The organism is Gilvimarinus japonicus (genome assembly GCF_042847215.1).
GTDB classification, from domain to species: Bacteria; Pseudomonadota; Gammaproteobacteria; order Pseudomonadales; family Cellvibrionaceae; genus Gilvimarinus; species Gilvimarinus japonicus.
Genome location: NZ_AP031500.1, coordinates 1,697,452 through 1,711,791, shown reverse-complemented (window position 1 = coordinate 1,711,791; position 14,340 = coordinate 1,697,452). Strand labels below are relative to the sequence as shown.

12 protein-coding genes are annotated in these 14,340 nt (G+C 53.6%); 3 read left to right on the top strand and 9 right to left on the bottom strand.

Features of this window, described 5'->3' with window-relative positions:
- Positions 1–42: 42 nt before the first annotated feature.
- Both rlmD and cysM read right to left on the bottom strand, forming a co-directional pair.
- Positions 43–1,419 (bottom strand): 23S rRNA (uracil(1939)-C(5))-methyltransferase RlmD, encoded by a 1,377-nt coding sequence (gene rlmD, locus ACGHAD_RS07095; protein WP_382416091.1) that lies wholly within the window; start codon positions 1,417–1,419, stop codon positions 43–45.
- A complete protein-coding gene (gene cysM, locus ACGHAD_RS07090; RefSeq protein WP_382416093.1) occupies positions 1,416–2,327 on the bottom strand; it encodes a cysteine synthase CysM in 912 nt (303 codons plus the stop codon). The genes rlmD and cysM overlap by 4 nt, the downstream gene beginning before the upstream one ends.
- Positions 2,328–2,469: 142 nt before the next feature.
- Between cysM and ACGHAD_RS07085 the strand changes: the two genes are divergently transcribed.
- A complete protein-coding gene (locus ACGHAD_RS07085) occupies positions 2,470–5,244 on the top strand; it encodes a response regulator (protein ID WP_382416095.1) in 2,775 nt (924 codons plus the stop codon).
- A gap of 10 nt (positions 5,245–5,254) precedes the next feature.
- Here the strand turns inward: ACGHAD_RS07085 and recO are convergent, their stop codons facing one another.
- Genes recO through lepA form a run of 6 tightly spaced genes read right to left on the bottom strand, consistent with a single transcriptional unit; the run spans position 5,255 to position 10,706 of the window.
- Positions 5,255–5,950 carry a DNA repair protein RecO gene (gene recO / locus ACGHAD_RS07080; protein WP_382416097.1) on the bottom strand — a complete coding sequence of 232 codons (696 nt, stop codon included), beginning with the start codon at positions 5,948–5,950 and terminating at the stop codon, positions 5,255–5,257.
- A gap of 4 nt (positions 5,951–5,954) precedes the next feature.
- Complete coding sequence (gene era / locus ACGHAD_RS07075; RefSeq protein ID WP_339615573.1) at positions 5,955–6,857, bottom strand: GTPase Era; 903 nt, start codon at positions 6,855–6,857, stop codon at positions 5,955–5,957.
- Positions 6,858–6,859: 2 nt separating this feature from the next.
- A complete protein-coding gene (rnc, locus tag ACGHAD_RS07070; protein ID WP_382416099.1) occupies positions 6,860–7,537 on the bottom strand; it encodes a ribonuclease III in 678 nt (225 codons plus the stop codon).
- 4 nt (positions 7,538–7,541) lie between these two features.
- Positions 7,542–7,943 carry a DUF4845 domain-containing protein gene (locus ACGHAD_RS07065; protein ID WP_339615575.1) on the bottom strand — a complete coding sequence of 134 codons (402 nt, stop codon included), beginning with the start codon at positions 7,941–7,943 and terminating at the stop codon, positions 7,542–7,544.
- Between the two features lie 46 nt (positions 7,944–7,989).
- On the bottom strand, positions 7,990–8,886 hold the full coding sequence (gene lepB / locus ACGHAD_RS07060) for a signal peptidase I (RefSeq protein WP_382416101.1): 897 nt from the start codon (positions 8,884–8,886) through the stop codon (positions 7,990–7,992).
- A 17-nt stretch (positions 8,887–8,903) separates the two neighbouring features.
- Positions 8,904–10,706 carry a translation elongation factor 4 gene (lepA, locus tag ACGHAD_RS07055; protein WP_339615577.1) on the bottom strand — a complete coding sequence of 601 codons (1,803 nt, stop codon included), beginning with the start codon at positions 10,704–10,706 and terminating at the stop codon, positions 8,904–8,906.
- A 155-nt stretch (positions 10,707–10,861) separates the two neighbouring features.
- Here lepA and dapE point away from each other — a divergent pair, with 155 nt between their 5' ends.
- On the top strand, positions 10,862–12,004 hold the full coding sequence (dapE, locus tag ACGHAD_RS07050) for a succinyl-diaminopimelate desuccinylase (RefSeq protein WP_382416103.1): 1,143 nt from the start codon (positions 10,862–10,864) through the stop codon (positions 12,002–12,004).
- A gap of 4 nt (positions 12,005–12,008) precedes the next feature.
- Here the strand turns inward: dapE and ACGHAD_RS07045 are convergent, their stop codons facing one another.
- Positions 12,009–12,935 (bottom strand): substrate-binding periplasmic protein, encoded by a 927-nt coding sequence (locus tag ACGHAD_RS07045; protein WP_382416105.1) that lies wholly within the window; start codon positions 12,933–12,935, stop codon positions 12,009–12,011.
- A 165-nt stretch (positions 12,936–13,100) separates the two neighbouring features.
- Between ACGHAD_RS07045 and ACGHAD_RS07040 the strand changes: the two genes are divergently transcribed.
- Positions 13,101–14,315 carry an MFS transporter gene (locus ACGHAD_RS07040; protein WP_382416107.1) on the top strand — a complete coding sequence of 405 codons (1,215 nt, stop codon included), beginning with the start codon at positions 13,101–13,103 and terminating at the stop codon, positions 14,313–14,315.
- Positions 14,316–14,340 lie beyond the last annotated feature (25 nt).

The window sequence follows — 14,340 nt, the reverse complement described above, 5'->3', positions numbered from 1 at the left end:
CTGTGCCTATCGTCGCCCGCCGCCGTTAAAACGTCGCGGACATTAGCCTTTAATCAACAGAGCCATAGTTTCCAGGTGCGAGGTCTGCGGAAACATCTCCATCACCCCAAAGCGCTGCAAGCGATACCCCTGATCGACCAAAATTCTTGCATCCCGCACAAAGGTGGCAGGATTACACGACACATAAACGATACGAGCGCGCTTCAGCTTTCCCAGCTGCTCGCATATATCTCGTGCCCCATCGCGCGGCGGGTCCAGCACGATCGCATCGGGCCGGCCCGCCTTTTGTATCAGCCGGTCAATGGATGATTGGCTTAAATCGGCGGCGAGAAACTCGATATTGGCAATATGATTGGCGGCAGCGTTTTCGCGCGCGCGCGCCACCATCGCCTCGACCGCCTCGACCCCGATTACCTGAGCGGCACACTGCGCCGCCGGCAACGAAAAGTTACCCACGCCGCAAAATAAATCCCACAAACGCTCACCGACCGACAAACCCAGCCACTCGAGTACCTGGGTCACCATTTTTTGATTAATCGCCGGGTTTACCTGAGTAAAATCAGTGGGGTGAAAGCCTATGGTTAACGTCTTTTTTGCGCTGGAGGCAGCCGTTAGTGTGTAATGCAAGCGCGGGTCCACCGATTCACCACCAACAGTGGTGAGCGCTTTTTTATCACTGCCCGGCTGTAAAAACACCTGCCAGCCACACTCATCTGCAAGCGTCATCAGCGCCTCGCTCGCATCATGTGCCAATGGCCGAATTAAACGTATCACCAAAGTACAAAGCTCAGTCGCCACCAGCTCAACATGAGTAACCGCAAGCACGTTAAAGCGCTCCAGCCACGCGGCCAGCGGAGCCAAGACCGACTGCAATGACGGTTGCAACACGGGACACTGCGAGAGTGCAACAAGCTGTTTATCGCCCGCGCGCCGAAACCCTAACGCCACCTTACCGGCCTTATTAAATTGCACCCCAAGACGAGCGCGAGCGCGATAACCCAACACTTGTGCCGTCAATGGTACGGCCATTTGCTCGGGCACCACATTGGCAAAGCGGCGCAATTGATCCAACACCCCTTGCTGCTTGGCGGCGAGCTGCTCAGCGGCGTCCATGTGCTGCAACTGACAACCACCACACTGACCAAAATGCACGCAAACCGGCGCTTGGCGCTGTTCGCTACGGCTGAGCAGCTCAAGCACCTGCGCTTCGCTATAACGGCCAAACTCTTGCTGTAATTTGGCGATTACACGCTCGCCCGGCAAGGCTCCACTAACAAACACCGTCTTGCCTTGGTGCGTGCCAATACCGCGACCATCGTGACTGAGCCTTATGATATCCAGCTCAAGCGGCGGCCCCGCAGGGGCTTGCCGTTTGGTTTTGGGTCGCTGACGTCCGCGATGGGGCGCTCGGCGGCTCATTGTGTGTTAGCGTCGAGTGCGGTATCAAATAACCCAGACGATAAATAGCGATCGCCGCGATCGCAAACGATCGCCACAATCACGGCGTTGTCCAGGGTTTCGGCCAGCTCCAGTGCGGCGGCCACCGCACCGCCCGACGACACGCCGCAAAAAATCCCTTCCTCACGCGCCAAACGCAAGGTCATCTGCTCGGCGCGGCTCTGACTCATACTGACAATACGATCGACCCGCGAAGCCTCGTATACCGCGGGCAAATAAGCCTCGGGCCAGCGCCGAATACCGGGGATACTCGCCCCTTCTTCGGGCTGCAAACCGATAATAGCAACCTCAGGATTTTGCTCTTTTAAATACCGCGAGCAACCCATAATAGTACCGGTCGTGCCCATAGAGCTGACAAAATGCGTAATGCGCCCCCGGCTCTGCTGCCAAATCTCGGGACCGGTGGTACGGTAGTGAGCTGCCGGATTATCCAAATTGCCAAATTGGTCGAGTACTTTGCCATCACCGTTGGCCTGCATTTTGAGCGCAAGATCCCGCGCGCCCTCCATTCCCTCCTCTTGGCTCACCAAAATCAAACGAGCGCCGTAAGCGGCCATAGAGGCTTTGCGCTCGGCAGTGCTGTTATCGGGCATGATTAAGGTCAGCGGGTAACCTTTAATGGCGGCCACCATCGCCAAGGCGATGCCGGTATTGCCGCTGGTTGCCTCAATCAGGCGATCGCCGGGTGTTATTTCGCCGCGCGCTTCGGCGCCCTGAATCATCTCCAGTGCCGGGCGATCTTTAACCGAGCCGGCCGGGTTGTTGCCCTCAAGCTTCAGCAACAAGGTGTTACTGCTTTCGCCCAGTAATCGCTGAACCCGCACCATTGGGGTATTGCCCACGTACGCTTCAATGGTTGGGAAATCCATGCTTACCTCACAGCCATATAACACATAAAGGCGCCGCGCTTGCAGCACCACACAAAAGCCGTCTATTCTACTCGGCAAATGAAACGCGGGAAACAGGCGCTAGCGCACCTGCCTGCCATAATTTGACGAATTACCGCACCCCATGAAACCAAACAGCGTCAAAACCGAAGTCTGGCGACTTATCTTACTCCCCGCGATCAGTATTACAGTGCTGCTATCGGCGACCCTGACTTTTCTTTATATCTCGAAGCTCAACAACTTTGTCGAGCAGCGCGGATTGCTACTTACCGAAAAAACCGCTCATCTGGTTCACGTCGCCCTGAGTAACGGTCAAACAGAGCTGCTAGAAAGCCTGATCCAGGCCACGTTAGAAGAGCCCATGGTACGTGCCGTCCATTTATATGACACGCGCAACAATCGCCATTTACACAGCGGCCCCCGTTTTAACATCGGGGACATCACCCCCGCCAACCTCGATCCCCATGGCCAAATGACCCGCACCGACAATGGCTACCGGTTTCGCTACCCAATCGTCGATGCGAATAAACAGCAAAGCTTAGGCTGGCTGGATATTGAATTAGTATTGTCTTCTTACTGGGTAACGGTATATCAAATGCTGTTAATTGTGGTACTGGCAACCACGGCCTGCTTACTTTTAGCCGGTTACCTCGCAATAAAACTACACGGTAATATTATCGACCCACTCGCCAATATTCGGCAGGTCGTCAATAAGATTAGCGCCGGCCAGCTCGACGCTCGGGTAAACGGTAGCTTTGCCGATGAATTTCAGCGCCTGGCAAGTGCCGTAAATGCCATGGCCAGCACACAAGAACTCGCGCAACAAGACATGCAGCAACACATCGACCAGTCGATGGACGACTTACGTGAGACTCTAGAAACCATTGAGGTGCAAAACATTGAACTCGATATGGCCCGCAAAGAGGCGCTGGCGGCCAGTCAAATTAAATCAGAGTTTCTCGCCAACACCAGTCACGAAATCCGCACCCCACTCAATGGTATTATCGGCTTTACCAACCTCGCGCTAAAAACCGAGCTGGACAAGCGGCAAAAAAACTACGTGCAAACCATTCACGACTCCGCCCAGAACCTAATGGCGATCATTAATGACATTCTCGATTTCTCCAAAATCGAGTCGGGCAAACTAGTACTCGACTACGTCTCGATGACGCTGCGCACCTTGGCAGAGACTACCGTCGACGCACTCACATTTGAAGCGCAAGAAAAAAACCTACAGATTGTCACCATTATCGACAACAACATCCCGCCCCAGCTAATGGGCGATCCATTGCGATTCGGTCAGGTGCTATCCAATCTGCTGGGTAACGCCATTAAATTCAGCCAGCGCGGCACCATTAGCATTGAGTTTATGCTGCAACACTTTGTCGAAAACCAAGTCACCATTAAAGTGGTCGTACGAGACGAAGGCATCGGTCTTAGCAAAGAGCAGCAAGCGCAGCTGTTTTCGGCGTTTGCGCAAGCGGACTCATCCAGCAGTCGCGAGCACGGCGGCACCGGGCTCGGGCTCGCCATCTGTAAAGGCTTGGTGGATCGAATGCAGGGCGAAGTGGGCGTTGACAGCTGCCCCAACAAAGGCGCGACCTTTTGGTTTACCGCCAAACTGGGAGTCGACCCCAATTACGCGGCACCCGAGCAAAATGGACTAAAAGACAAGCGTATCCTGATTTGCAGCGATAACCCTCTCAGCTATCGCCAGCTCGAAAGTCTTGCCGATTGCTGGCAAGCGCAAACCCTTTGGATTGAATCCGTGCACGATATCTTTCCGCGACTGCGCAACGAAGGATTGGCTGGCCGCCCGTGTCATTTAATGATTCTCGACGTCGCCCCGGACGAGCGCAAGCTCCCCCCCGCGCTACTTGGCAATCTCGCCGAACAACTAGAACTGGAGTTTTCTTGTAAGGTGATTGTGTGCTGCATTAGCGCCCACATGGATGTTTTTACCCAGCACGACAATAGCGGAGCGATTGAGTTTGTCACCAAGCCAATCACTTACGATCACCTATTAAGCGCCATTAGCCACAGTCTTGATGTCGACCTTAACGATACTGAGCGTAAGCCCGAGGCGCTGCCCGGCCCACAACAACGAATTTTATTGGTGGATGACAATAACGCCAACTTACAACTCACCACTGAGCTATTGCGTGATTTGAACGTCGAGGTCACTCAGGCCAACAGCGGCGAACAAGCCGTTAGCTTGTTTGCCCCAGGGAAATTTGATTTAATTTTTATGGACATTCAAATGCCGGGAATGGACGGCATGGAGACCACGCAGATACTTCGCGATCGCGAGGGCGCCTATGGCAAGCGCACACCGGTTGTCGCCTTAACCGCACACACCCTGACCGAGCACAAAACCGAATTGTTAATCGCCGGGCTCGATGACTGTATTCGCAAACCCGTGTCCGAGGCTTTACTCGCACAAATGTTAAACCGCTGGACCGGTCTATCATTAACCCAGCAGCGCCAAACACCGGTACCAACAACCGACGACAGTCTGCCGGAAGAGCCCGGAAGCCCGGTTAATATCTCCCAGTGCTTGGCGCTGGCTAATCATAAAGCCGACCTCGCCCGAGACATGCTCACAATGCTGATCGACAGTCTGGACACAGAGCAACAGGCGTTAAATTCGGCCTATCAAACCCAGGACTTTACGCTATTACAAGATCACATCCACAAACTGTATGGCAGTAGCTGCTATACCGGAGTGCCTCACCTGCGCAGCATCACCGGGCTGATGGACAAAGCGTTAAGTGCCGGGCAAACCAGTGACCTTGAACCCACCATCATCTGCTTAAACAAAGCCATAGACCATATTAAACAATGGCGTCAGGGGCGAAACATAGACGTTTTATTTGGGTTTAATTCGCCCAGCGCGTAGGCGCGCGGCACTATAAAAACAATTGGCGAGACTTCAGCGGCTGCTCGCCCAACAGCGGCCGCAATAGCGCTCGGCTAATATGCTTGGCGACTCTTTTGGTATCTGGCAACGCGTACTGATCACTGGCAATATCCATCAGGCAAGCACCAGAATAAGTGTTCGCTAGCCCAGCCGCGCCTACAGGAATAAAACCCGACTGGGTATCCAGCCTATACCAGGCATCAGGTTTTAGCAGCTGCCCGGTGTCAGCATCACAACGCCAATCAATACCGTAGCCCAACTCCTGCAGCAAGTGTTTCTCAAAACGACGTAAGACAAGCTCTACATCAACCTCGCAGGCGAGCTCCCCCAGTGCCTCCGTGTAATGACGGAATAAGTCCGGGCAGCTATCCCATTCGGACAACACCCGCAGCAACAATTCATTGAGATACAAACCAGAAAATAACCGCGTGCCGACTAAATCCAAGCGATGCCCACTAGTCTCGATTCCGGTTAACAACTTAAGAGAGCTTTTGCCTTGCAGTGAGATCAATAAAGGGATAAAGGGGTTGAGCAAAGAGCGTTGATTGTTTTTACCGCGGCGAACACCCCGTGCGACAGCACACACGCGACCGTGATCTGGCGTAAAACAATCAACAAGGAAACTGGTGTCCCGATAGGGCCTGGCGTGCACAACAAAAGCGGGTTGCAGCTCGATGCGGTGCATAAGTTTATAAGTCGTCGTACCCTAGGCTGCGCAAAGCGCGATCATCATCCGACCAACCCGATTTAACTTTTACCCAAAGGTTGAGCATAATCTTGCTGTCGAGCAGCTTTTCCATATCGAGCCGCGCCTGCTGTCCAATCTGCTTAATTCGATCGCCTTTATTGCCAATCAGAATACGCTTTTGCCCTTCCCGCTCAACCAAAATAACCGCACCAATGTGTAGCACTGGGCCGCGCTGCTCGTACTGTTCGATCTCAACCGCCATTTGGTGGGGCAATTCATCACCTAGCTGACGGGTGATCTTCTCGCGGACAATCTCGGCAACCATAAAGCGCGCCGAACGATCTGTAAACTGATCTTCATCAAACATATGCATCCCTTCGGGGATGTAATTGAGAATAATGCTTTCCAGACGATCAAGGTTAGAGCCACGCAGTGCCGACAAAGGAATTATCTCGGCCACGCCTAGGCGGTTCGACAACTCTTGTAAATGTGGCAGCAGCTTATTTTTATCTTCCAATAGGTCGACTTTGTTAACCACTAAAATAATGCTTGAGCGGGAGTTTTCCAGCTGACGGGCAACCAGCTCGTCCTCCTCGCTCCAAACCAAGCGATCCACCACAAACAGCACCAGATCAACATCTTTCATGGCGGCGCCAGCGGCGCGATTCATATAACGATTAATGGCGCGCGGCTCGTGTTTATGTAGCCCCGGGGTGTCGACGAAGATAATTTGATCGGCACCTTCGGTTTTAATCCCGGTGACATTATTGCGCGTCGTTTGCGGCTTGCGTGAGGTGATACTCACCTTTTGCCCCAACATGTGGTTCAACAAGGTTGATTTGCCCACGTTAGGCCGACCCACAATGGCAACATAGCCACAGCGGGTAACAGGTTGGTCACTCATGGTTAAACTCCAAGACGCTTAAGAGCCTGTGCGGCAGATTTTTTTTCAGCAACCCGGCGGCTGCTCGCGCGCGCGCGCTCGGGGGTATCTAGCAAAGAGACATGGCACTCGACCGTAAACACTTGAGCGTGTGCCTCACCGTCCACTTCGGCGACGCGGTAATCGGGCAACGGTTGCTGCCGGCTTTGCATATATTCTTGCAAGCGGGTCTTAGCATCTTTGGCGGGGGTGTCGAGCGATAAGGTAGCGAGTCTTGTTTGATACCAATCCAGTACACGCTCGCGGCAGGTTTGCATACCGGCCTCAACATAAATCGCACCGATAATCGCTTCAACCGCATCCGCCAAAATCGAATCGCGCCGCTGTCCACCGCTTTTCATCTCGCCCTCGCCCAACAGCAGGCAGGGGCCTATTTCAAACTCCCGGGCAATCTCGGCGAGGGTTTCACCTTTGACCATTTGCGAGCGCAAGCGGCTTAACTGACCCTCCCGGGCAGCCGGAAACTTATCAAACAGCGCCTGGGCGATGATAAAATTCAAAATTGAGTCGCCCAAAAACTCAAGGCGCTCGTTATTGTGGGCGCCTACGCTGCGATGGCTTAACGCTAAGCGCAACCGCTCGGAATCCTCAAAAGCGTAACCCAACCGGCGCTGCAGGCGCTCAAACAAAATATCGTTCACGCTATTATTCCGCAGCCTTGCAGCACTCATCAGGGCGGTCGCTGTCGAGTACATTTTTAAAGCTCACCACGACGTCGATATTGGCCAAAAGCGGAACACGGGATTCGTATTCATTAATCACCAACAAATTCCGGCTATTGCGAACCACCTCTAGCTGCTTGGCACCTTCGCTCCTGACGTTATTAATAGTGTAATAACGGTTCATCGCCTTCTTGATGTCATTGGTGCTCATTTTACTCAAGTCGGGGTTATCCTCCGCCAAGGTTTTTAAGCCCGCCGTAATGTAGTAATTCTCGGCATAGATTGGCACCACTTTAAATGCGCACAGCATCAAAAACGCCGCAATAACGAGCACCAGCAGCAACGATATAGCCGAAAGACCTGATTGTTTTATGTTTACTCGCATAACTATCCCCTGCGCAACGCGCCAGCCATTACCATCATTAAATGCATTAGTCGATCGCACCAGCCCGATCAAAGCTCGGCAAACTCAGCAAAGACTCCCAGTGCATCCATACCACCACCGCTTTGCCGACGATGTTTTTCTCGGGGACAAAGGGGTCATCCCAGCCCCGGCTATCAAAGCTATTGTCGCGGTTATCACCCATCATAAAGTAGTGTCCCTCGGGCACCGTCCAAGCACCACGCACACTATAGCGACCTGGACGCAAATATTTACGCGCGGTAAATTCGTGCTCACCGATGGTTTCTTGCGTTAAACGAAACTGCGGCTGGCCGGCCGGAAGCACCGCTTGAAGTTCCTCGGATACCGGCTCGCCGTTTATCGTGAGCTTATGATTAACGTATTCAATTTTATCGCCGGGCAAACCAATAACACGTTTAATATAGTAGGTGTCGGGCAAATGCGGCGGAAAAAACACCATGACATCGCCTCGCTCAGGTTTGCTGACCGGGATAACCTCTTTGTTAATGACCGGTAAGCGAATCCCGTAGGCGTATTTGTTCACCAGAATAAAATCGCCAACATCCAGCGTGGGCTCCATTGAGCCCGAGGGAATCTGAAACGGCTCAACCAAAAATGAGCGCACTACAAACACCAACAACAGTACCGGGAAAAATGACTTACTGTACTCCACCAGCGCCGGCTCGCTGCTCGCTTGCCCAATAGCCAGCTGATACGCTTTATCGCCTGAGTTCGGCCCGGCATTATCCTGGGCATCAACCTGCGCGGTATCAGCCTTATTGGCGTCATCGCGTTTAAACTGCGCATTGACGGCGGCTATTTTCTGGCGGCGCGGTCGCGCTAAAAACGCAATGTCGTACAACCAAATAACACCGGTGATCAATACGCCCAGCGATAAAATAAGAGGAAGGTTTATATTACCCATAAAACAGTCGGTCCGGCTTAATTATCAACTTGCAGCACGGCCAAAAAGGCCGACTGCGGTATTTCAACATTGCCCACTTGTTTCATGCGCTTTTTGCCTTCTTTTTGCTTTTGCAGCAGCTTTTTCTTGCGCGAGGCGTCGCCGCCATAACACTTGGCTGTTACGTTTTTTCGCAGAGCTTTAACAGTGGTACGAGCAATAACATGGCCGCCAATCGCCGCCTGAATCGCGACATCGAACATCTGGCGGGGGATCAACTCTTTCATCTTCTCGGTCAGATTGCGCCCCATGCCTTGCGCGTGATCACGGTGCACAATTAGCGCCAGCGCATCCACTCGATCGCCGTTAATCAAGACATCCAAACGCACCAAGTTAGCTTCCTGAAAGCGGGTAAAACTATAGTCGAGCGAGGCAAAGCCACGACTAACCGACTTGAGTCGATCAAAGAAATCCAGCACCACCTCGCTCATGGGCAAGTCGTACTTTACTGACACCTGCTTGCCCATATAGTGCATATCGCGTTGTATCCCGCGTTTTTCGGAGCACAGGGTAATCACCGAGCCCAAATGCTCTTGCGGCACTAAGATATTAGCTTCGACAATGGGCTCGCGCATCTCATCGATTACACCAATATCGGGCAGTGACGAGGGGTTATCCACATAGATAATCTCGCCATTGCTTTTTACCACCTCGTAAACCACCGTTGGCGCACTGGTGATCAAGTCGAGGTCGTATTCGCGCTCTAGCCGCTCTTGGATAATCTCCATGTGCAGCATGCCAAGAAAGCCACAGCGAAACCCAAACCCCAGCGCATCAGAGCTCTCAGGCTCAAAAAATAGCGAGGCATCGTTAAGGGTTAATTTCTGCAACGCATCCCGGAAGTTTTCAAAATCATCGGAGCTGACCGGAAACATACCCGCGTAAACTTGTGGCTTAATTTGCTGAAAGCCAGGTAATGCCGGGGTATCCGGATGCGAACTACTGATAATGGTATCGCCCACGGGCGCGCCTTGAATTTCTTTAATACCGGCGACAATAAATCCAACCTCACCGGCTTTTAGTTCTTTTAATTTATGCAGTTTAGGGTTAAATACCCCCACACTATCGACCACATGGGCCTTACCAATCGATTTGGTAAAAATCTTGTCTTTTACTTTTAAGGTACCCTGAGTCACCCGCACCAGCGACACAACACCCATATAATTGTCGAACCAAGAGTCGATAATCAGCGCTTGCAAGGGGGCGTCCACATCGCCTACCGGCGGCGGCACCAGGCGCACCAGCTCTTCGAGTACGTCCTCCATGCCCAGGCCTGACTTGGCGCTACAGCGCACCGCCTCGGTGGCATCAATACCAATGACATCTTCGATCTCTTGCGCCACCCGGTCGGGCTCGGCTTGCGGCAGGTCCATCTTGTTCAGTACCGGAATCACCTCCAGTCCTTGCTCGATGGCGGTATAGCAGTTGGCCACTGACTGCGCCTCGACCCCTTGCGCGGCATCGACCACCAGCAGCGCGCCCTCGCAGGCTGACAGCGAACGGGAAACCTCGTAAGAAAAATCCACATGCCCAGGAGTATCAATAAAGTTGAGCTGGTAGGTTTTACCGTCGCGAGCCGAGGTAAAGCTGAGCGTAACACTCTGGGCTTTAATGGTAATACCCCGCTCCCGCTCAATATCCATAGAGTCGAGGACTTGCTGAGCCATTTCACGCTCGGTGAGGCCCCCGCACATCTGAATAAAACGATCGGCGATGGTGGATTTGCCGTGGTCAATGTGGGCAATGATCGAAAAGTTGCGAATATGGCTTAGGTCAGTCACGAAGTAGAGGCACACCTTGAGTTGAACATGTTCGGGTCGGGCCCGTAAAGCCGGCAAGTGTAGCTTATTTACCCCTAAGGCGCTACGCGTCACAGCGCGCTTTCGGGCGTCAATTTTGCTAGAATCGCCGCTTTAATCACCAACCGAGACCTACCATGCCCCAGACTCAACACTCCGCCACCGTGCAATTAGCTTGTGATTTAATCGCCCGCCCCTCTGTCACCCCCGAAGATGAAGGCTGTCAGGCGCTGATGATCGAACGGTTAGAGCGTATTGGGTTTAGCGTACAACGGCTGCGTTTTGGCGAGGTGGACAATTTTTGGGCGGTACGGGGCGACAGCGGCCCTATTGTCGTGTTTGCCGGGCACACGGATGTCGTACCCACTGGCCCCGAGCAACACTGGCAACACCCGCCATTTGCGCCGGTCGTCCGCGACGGCATGTTGCTGGGGCGTGGCGCGGCCGATATGAAGGGCTCGCTAGCGGCCATGATCGTCGCCTGCGAGCGTTTTGTCGCCGAGCACCCCAACCACTCGGGCCGTATCGGCTTTTTAATTACCAGCGATGAAGAGGGCCCAGCCGCCAACGGCACCGTTAAAGTGATTGAATGGCTGCAAGAGCGCAACGAAACCATTGACTGGTGCATTGTCGGCGAGCCCTCAAGCACCACTGTCGTGGGCGATGTGATTAAAAATGGCCGTCGTGGCTCGCTGGGCGCTGAGCTAACCGTAAAAGGGGTGCAAGGGCACGTGGCCTACCCACACTTGGCCGACAACCCCATCCACGCCTTTGCCCCGGCCCTGGCCGAGCTGGCCAGCACTCACTGGGACTCAGGCAATGAGTTTTTTCCTGCCACCAGTTTTCAGGTGTCTAACCTCAACTCTGGCACCGGCGCCACCAATGTGATTCCCGGTGAAGCGCACGTCGTATTTAACTTTCGCTTCTCGACTGAACTGACCGACGCCGAGTTACGCACCCGCACCGAGGCGATTCTCGATCGTCACGAGCTCAACTATGATTTAACCTGGAAGCTTAGCGGCCAAGCGTTTTTAACCGAGCGCGGTGACTTGGTGGATGCGGTGGTCAAAGCTGTGGCCGACACCACTGGCCGCACACCGGAGCTATCCACCAGCGGCGGCACCTCAGACGGACGCTTTATCGCCCCCACTGGCGCCCAAGTCATTGAGTTGGGGCCGATAAACGCAACCATTCATAAGGTCGATGAATGCATCAGCGCTGACGATTTAGACACATTAACCACCGTCTATTGCGCAAGCCTAACCAATTTATTGGTGTAACGTCTCATTCACCCAATAGAGTCTCCCCCTGCCAAGCTCGATCGAGGGAGATTACCTTACGGTCGGGCGCGCGCAACTGTTGCTCGGCCCACCTAAAGCGCGGAATAGACTGAAACAGCGCGGCAAATTCGCCATTTTGCTGCGCTCTTTTAAGCCCCAACGCAATTCGCTCGGCCAAACGCTTGTCGCTTTGGCGAACAAAAAAGTACGTAAAGCTTGGGTACTTAAGCAGAATATTCGGCTCGATCACCAAATCTAACTCCGGGTAAAACAACAGCTCTGAGGTGATTTGATAGATACCGCGAGAAAAGTAATCAAACCGGCCCGCCGCCAACATCCGAAACAACTTGCCGTACCCGGTAACCGCCACATAGGGCAATCCGTTCTCGGCCATTACCTCCGCATCCGCCCACTGGGAGTTCATTCCTCCGGTAAGCGCCTGCAAATCGTCTAAGGTTTGCACGGTGGCAAACGTCGCTTCATCGCCACGGCGAATAAGCAACATGCGATAGTGACTCAGCTCCCCCAATAGCGGTACATGGATCGCCCGCATTTGCCGCTCATCCAGCTGACTGGCAACCAACCAAAGCACATCAACCTGCCCTTGCTGCAACGAGGCCTTTAGGCGATCATCCGAGAGGTAAACGGCGGGCTCTTCTAAGCAATAACGGCCAAACTCATCAGCGGTCAAATCGAGTGACAGTCTAAGCAAACGCGTAAAATAGTAAGCGTCATCGGTAGGTTCTTGTGCGTGGTATATGGGCGCCCTGATCCTAGTGCAGCCGGCCTGAGCTGATGCTTTGCACTGGGTATCGCAGCTCGCCACCGCAAATGGTATCAACGCAAAAAAACATGTCAACGCCAAGCTCAGAGCAACCACGGCTTTAGCGGGTCGATCCAGCTTGCGGATTTGCACGCAAGTTACTGCCATGTCAACACCGCCTAGCGCACGGGTTTAATTACACGACTTTTAGTATAGACCCAATCGTGCGATCACGCCGAATCTTACCGCAACGCTGATGAGGCCACGCCAAACGCGCTATAATAGGCACTCACCACGCTTTTAACACAGATTTCCCACGCACAAGGTTTCCTTTTGACTCTTTATTTACAATTTATTCAGCGCAGCTGGCCACTGCTGTGCTTTGGTTTTGTCAGCATTTTTTGGGGCAACTTCGGTCAATCATTTTTTGTCAGTTGGTACGGTGCCCACATTCAAGAATCGCTCGGCCTTAGCGCGGCGCTGTACGGCAGCCTTTACTCGGCCGGCACGCTGGGCAGCGCACTCACTATTATGGCCGTGGGCGGGCTCATTGACCGCTGGCCACTACAACGCTTTGCCGCCGCCGTGGGCGCAGGGTTAATGCTCGCCTGCCTGATCATGCTAGTCAGTTACCACGCCATCACCCTACTGGTAGGGTTTTATCTATTGCGCTTGTGTGGCCAGGGCCTATTGCCCCACACAGCACAAACCACCATGGCGCGCTACTTTGATGCCGACCGCGGCAAAGCCCTTAGCCTATCGGCCAGCGGTGTTCCCGTGGGCGAGGTTATTTTGCCGCTATTAGCGGTAGCACTTATCGGTGCCGTTGGTTGGCGCGGCAGCTGGCTGGTGTTTGCCGCCTCTGTCCCCCTGCTTTACCTACCGCTTATTCTGTATTTTTTGCGTCGCGCACCGCAAGACACCAACACCCCACCGGTGCAGCAAGCCAAAGCTCATAACGACACCAGCATGGGCCGGCGCCAGATGTTGCGCGATTACCGTTTTTGGCTGGCGCTGCCGGCGGTACTGGCGGCTCCCTTTATCGTGACCGGAGTTTTTATTCAGCAAGGCTTTATTTTAAGCGCCAAAAATTGGGACCCACTGTGGCTGGCCAGCTGTTTTATTATGTACGGTGTCGCCCATTGGCTGGCATCGTTATTGGCTGGCGTACTGGTAGATTTTTTCAGCGCCCGGCGCCTACTGCCCTTTATGCACGCGCCGTTAATTGCCGCCCTGGGGGTACTGGGCTTTTGCAACGGCCAATGGGTGGCACCGGTGTTTATGATTCTTTTGGGCACCACTATTGGGGTCGTTGGGCCTATTACCGGGGCCCTCTGGGCCGAGGTTTACGGCACCGGAAAACTGGGCTCGCTGCGCTCGTTAATGACGGCCTTTATGGTGCTCTCAACCGCCATATCGCCGGTATTGTTTGGCGCACTGATTGATGCCGGAATCACCGTTCAAGGTTTATTTGGCAGCTGCGCGATTGGGGCGATTTTGGCGAGCGTGCTGGTGAGCTTTTCATACCCGCGTTTAAAGCTCGATTAACTGGCTTCTATCGGATTGGGGCGGC

Coding starts and splice junctions, on each gene's coding strand:
- rlmD (WP_382416091.1), bottom strand. CDS start 1,419: ATGAGCCGCCGAGCGCCCCATCGCGGACGTCAGCGACCCAAAACCAAA.
- cysM (WP_382416093.1), bottom strand. CDS start 2,327: ATGGATTTCCCAACCATTGAAGCGTACGTGGGCAATACCCCAATGGTG.
- ACGHAD_RS07085 (WP_382416095.1), top strand. CDS start 2,470: ATGAAACCAAACAGCGTCAAAACCGAAGTCTGGCGACTTATCTTACTC.
- recO (WP_382416097.1), bottom strand. CDS start 5,950: ATGCACCGCATCGAGCTGCAACCCGCTTTTGTTGTGCACGCCAGGCCC.
- era (WP_339615573.1), bottom strand. CDS start 6,857: ATGAGTGACCAACCTGTTACCCGCTGTGGCTATGTTGCCATTGTGGGT.
- ACGHAD_RS07065 (WP_339615575.1), bottom strand. CDS start 7,943: ATGCGAGTAAACATAAAACAATCAGGTCTTTCGGCTATATCGTTGCTG.
- lepB (WP_382416101.1), bottom strand. CDS start 8,886: ATGGGTAATATAAACCTTCCTCTTATTTTATCGCTGGGCGTATTGATC.
- dapE (WP_382416103.1), top strand. CDS start 10,862: ATGCCCCAGACTCAACACTCCGCCACCGTGCAATTAGCTTGTGATTTA.
- ACGHAD_RS07045 (WP_382416105.1), bottom strand. CDS start 12,935: ATGGCAGTAACTTGCGTGCAAATCCGCAAGCTGGATCGACCCGCTAAA.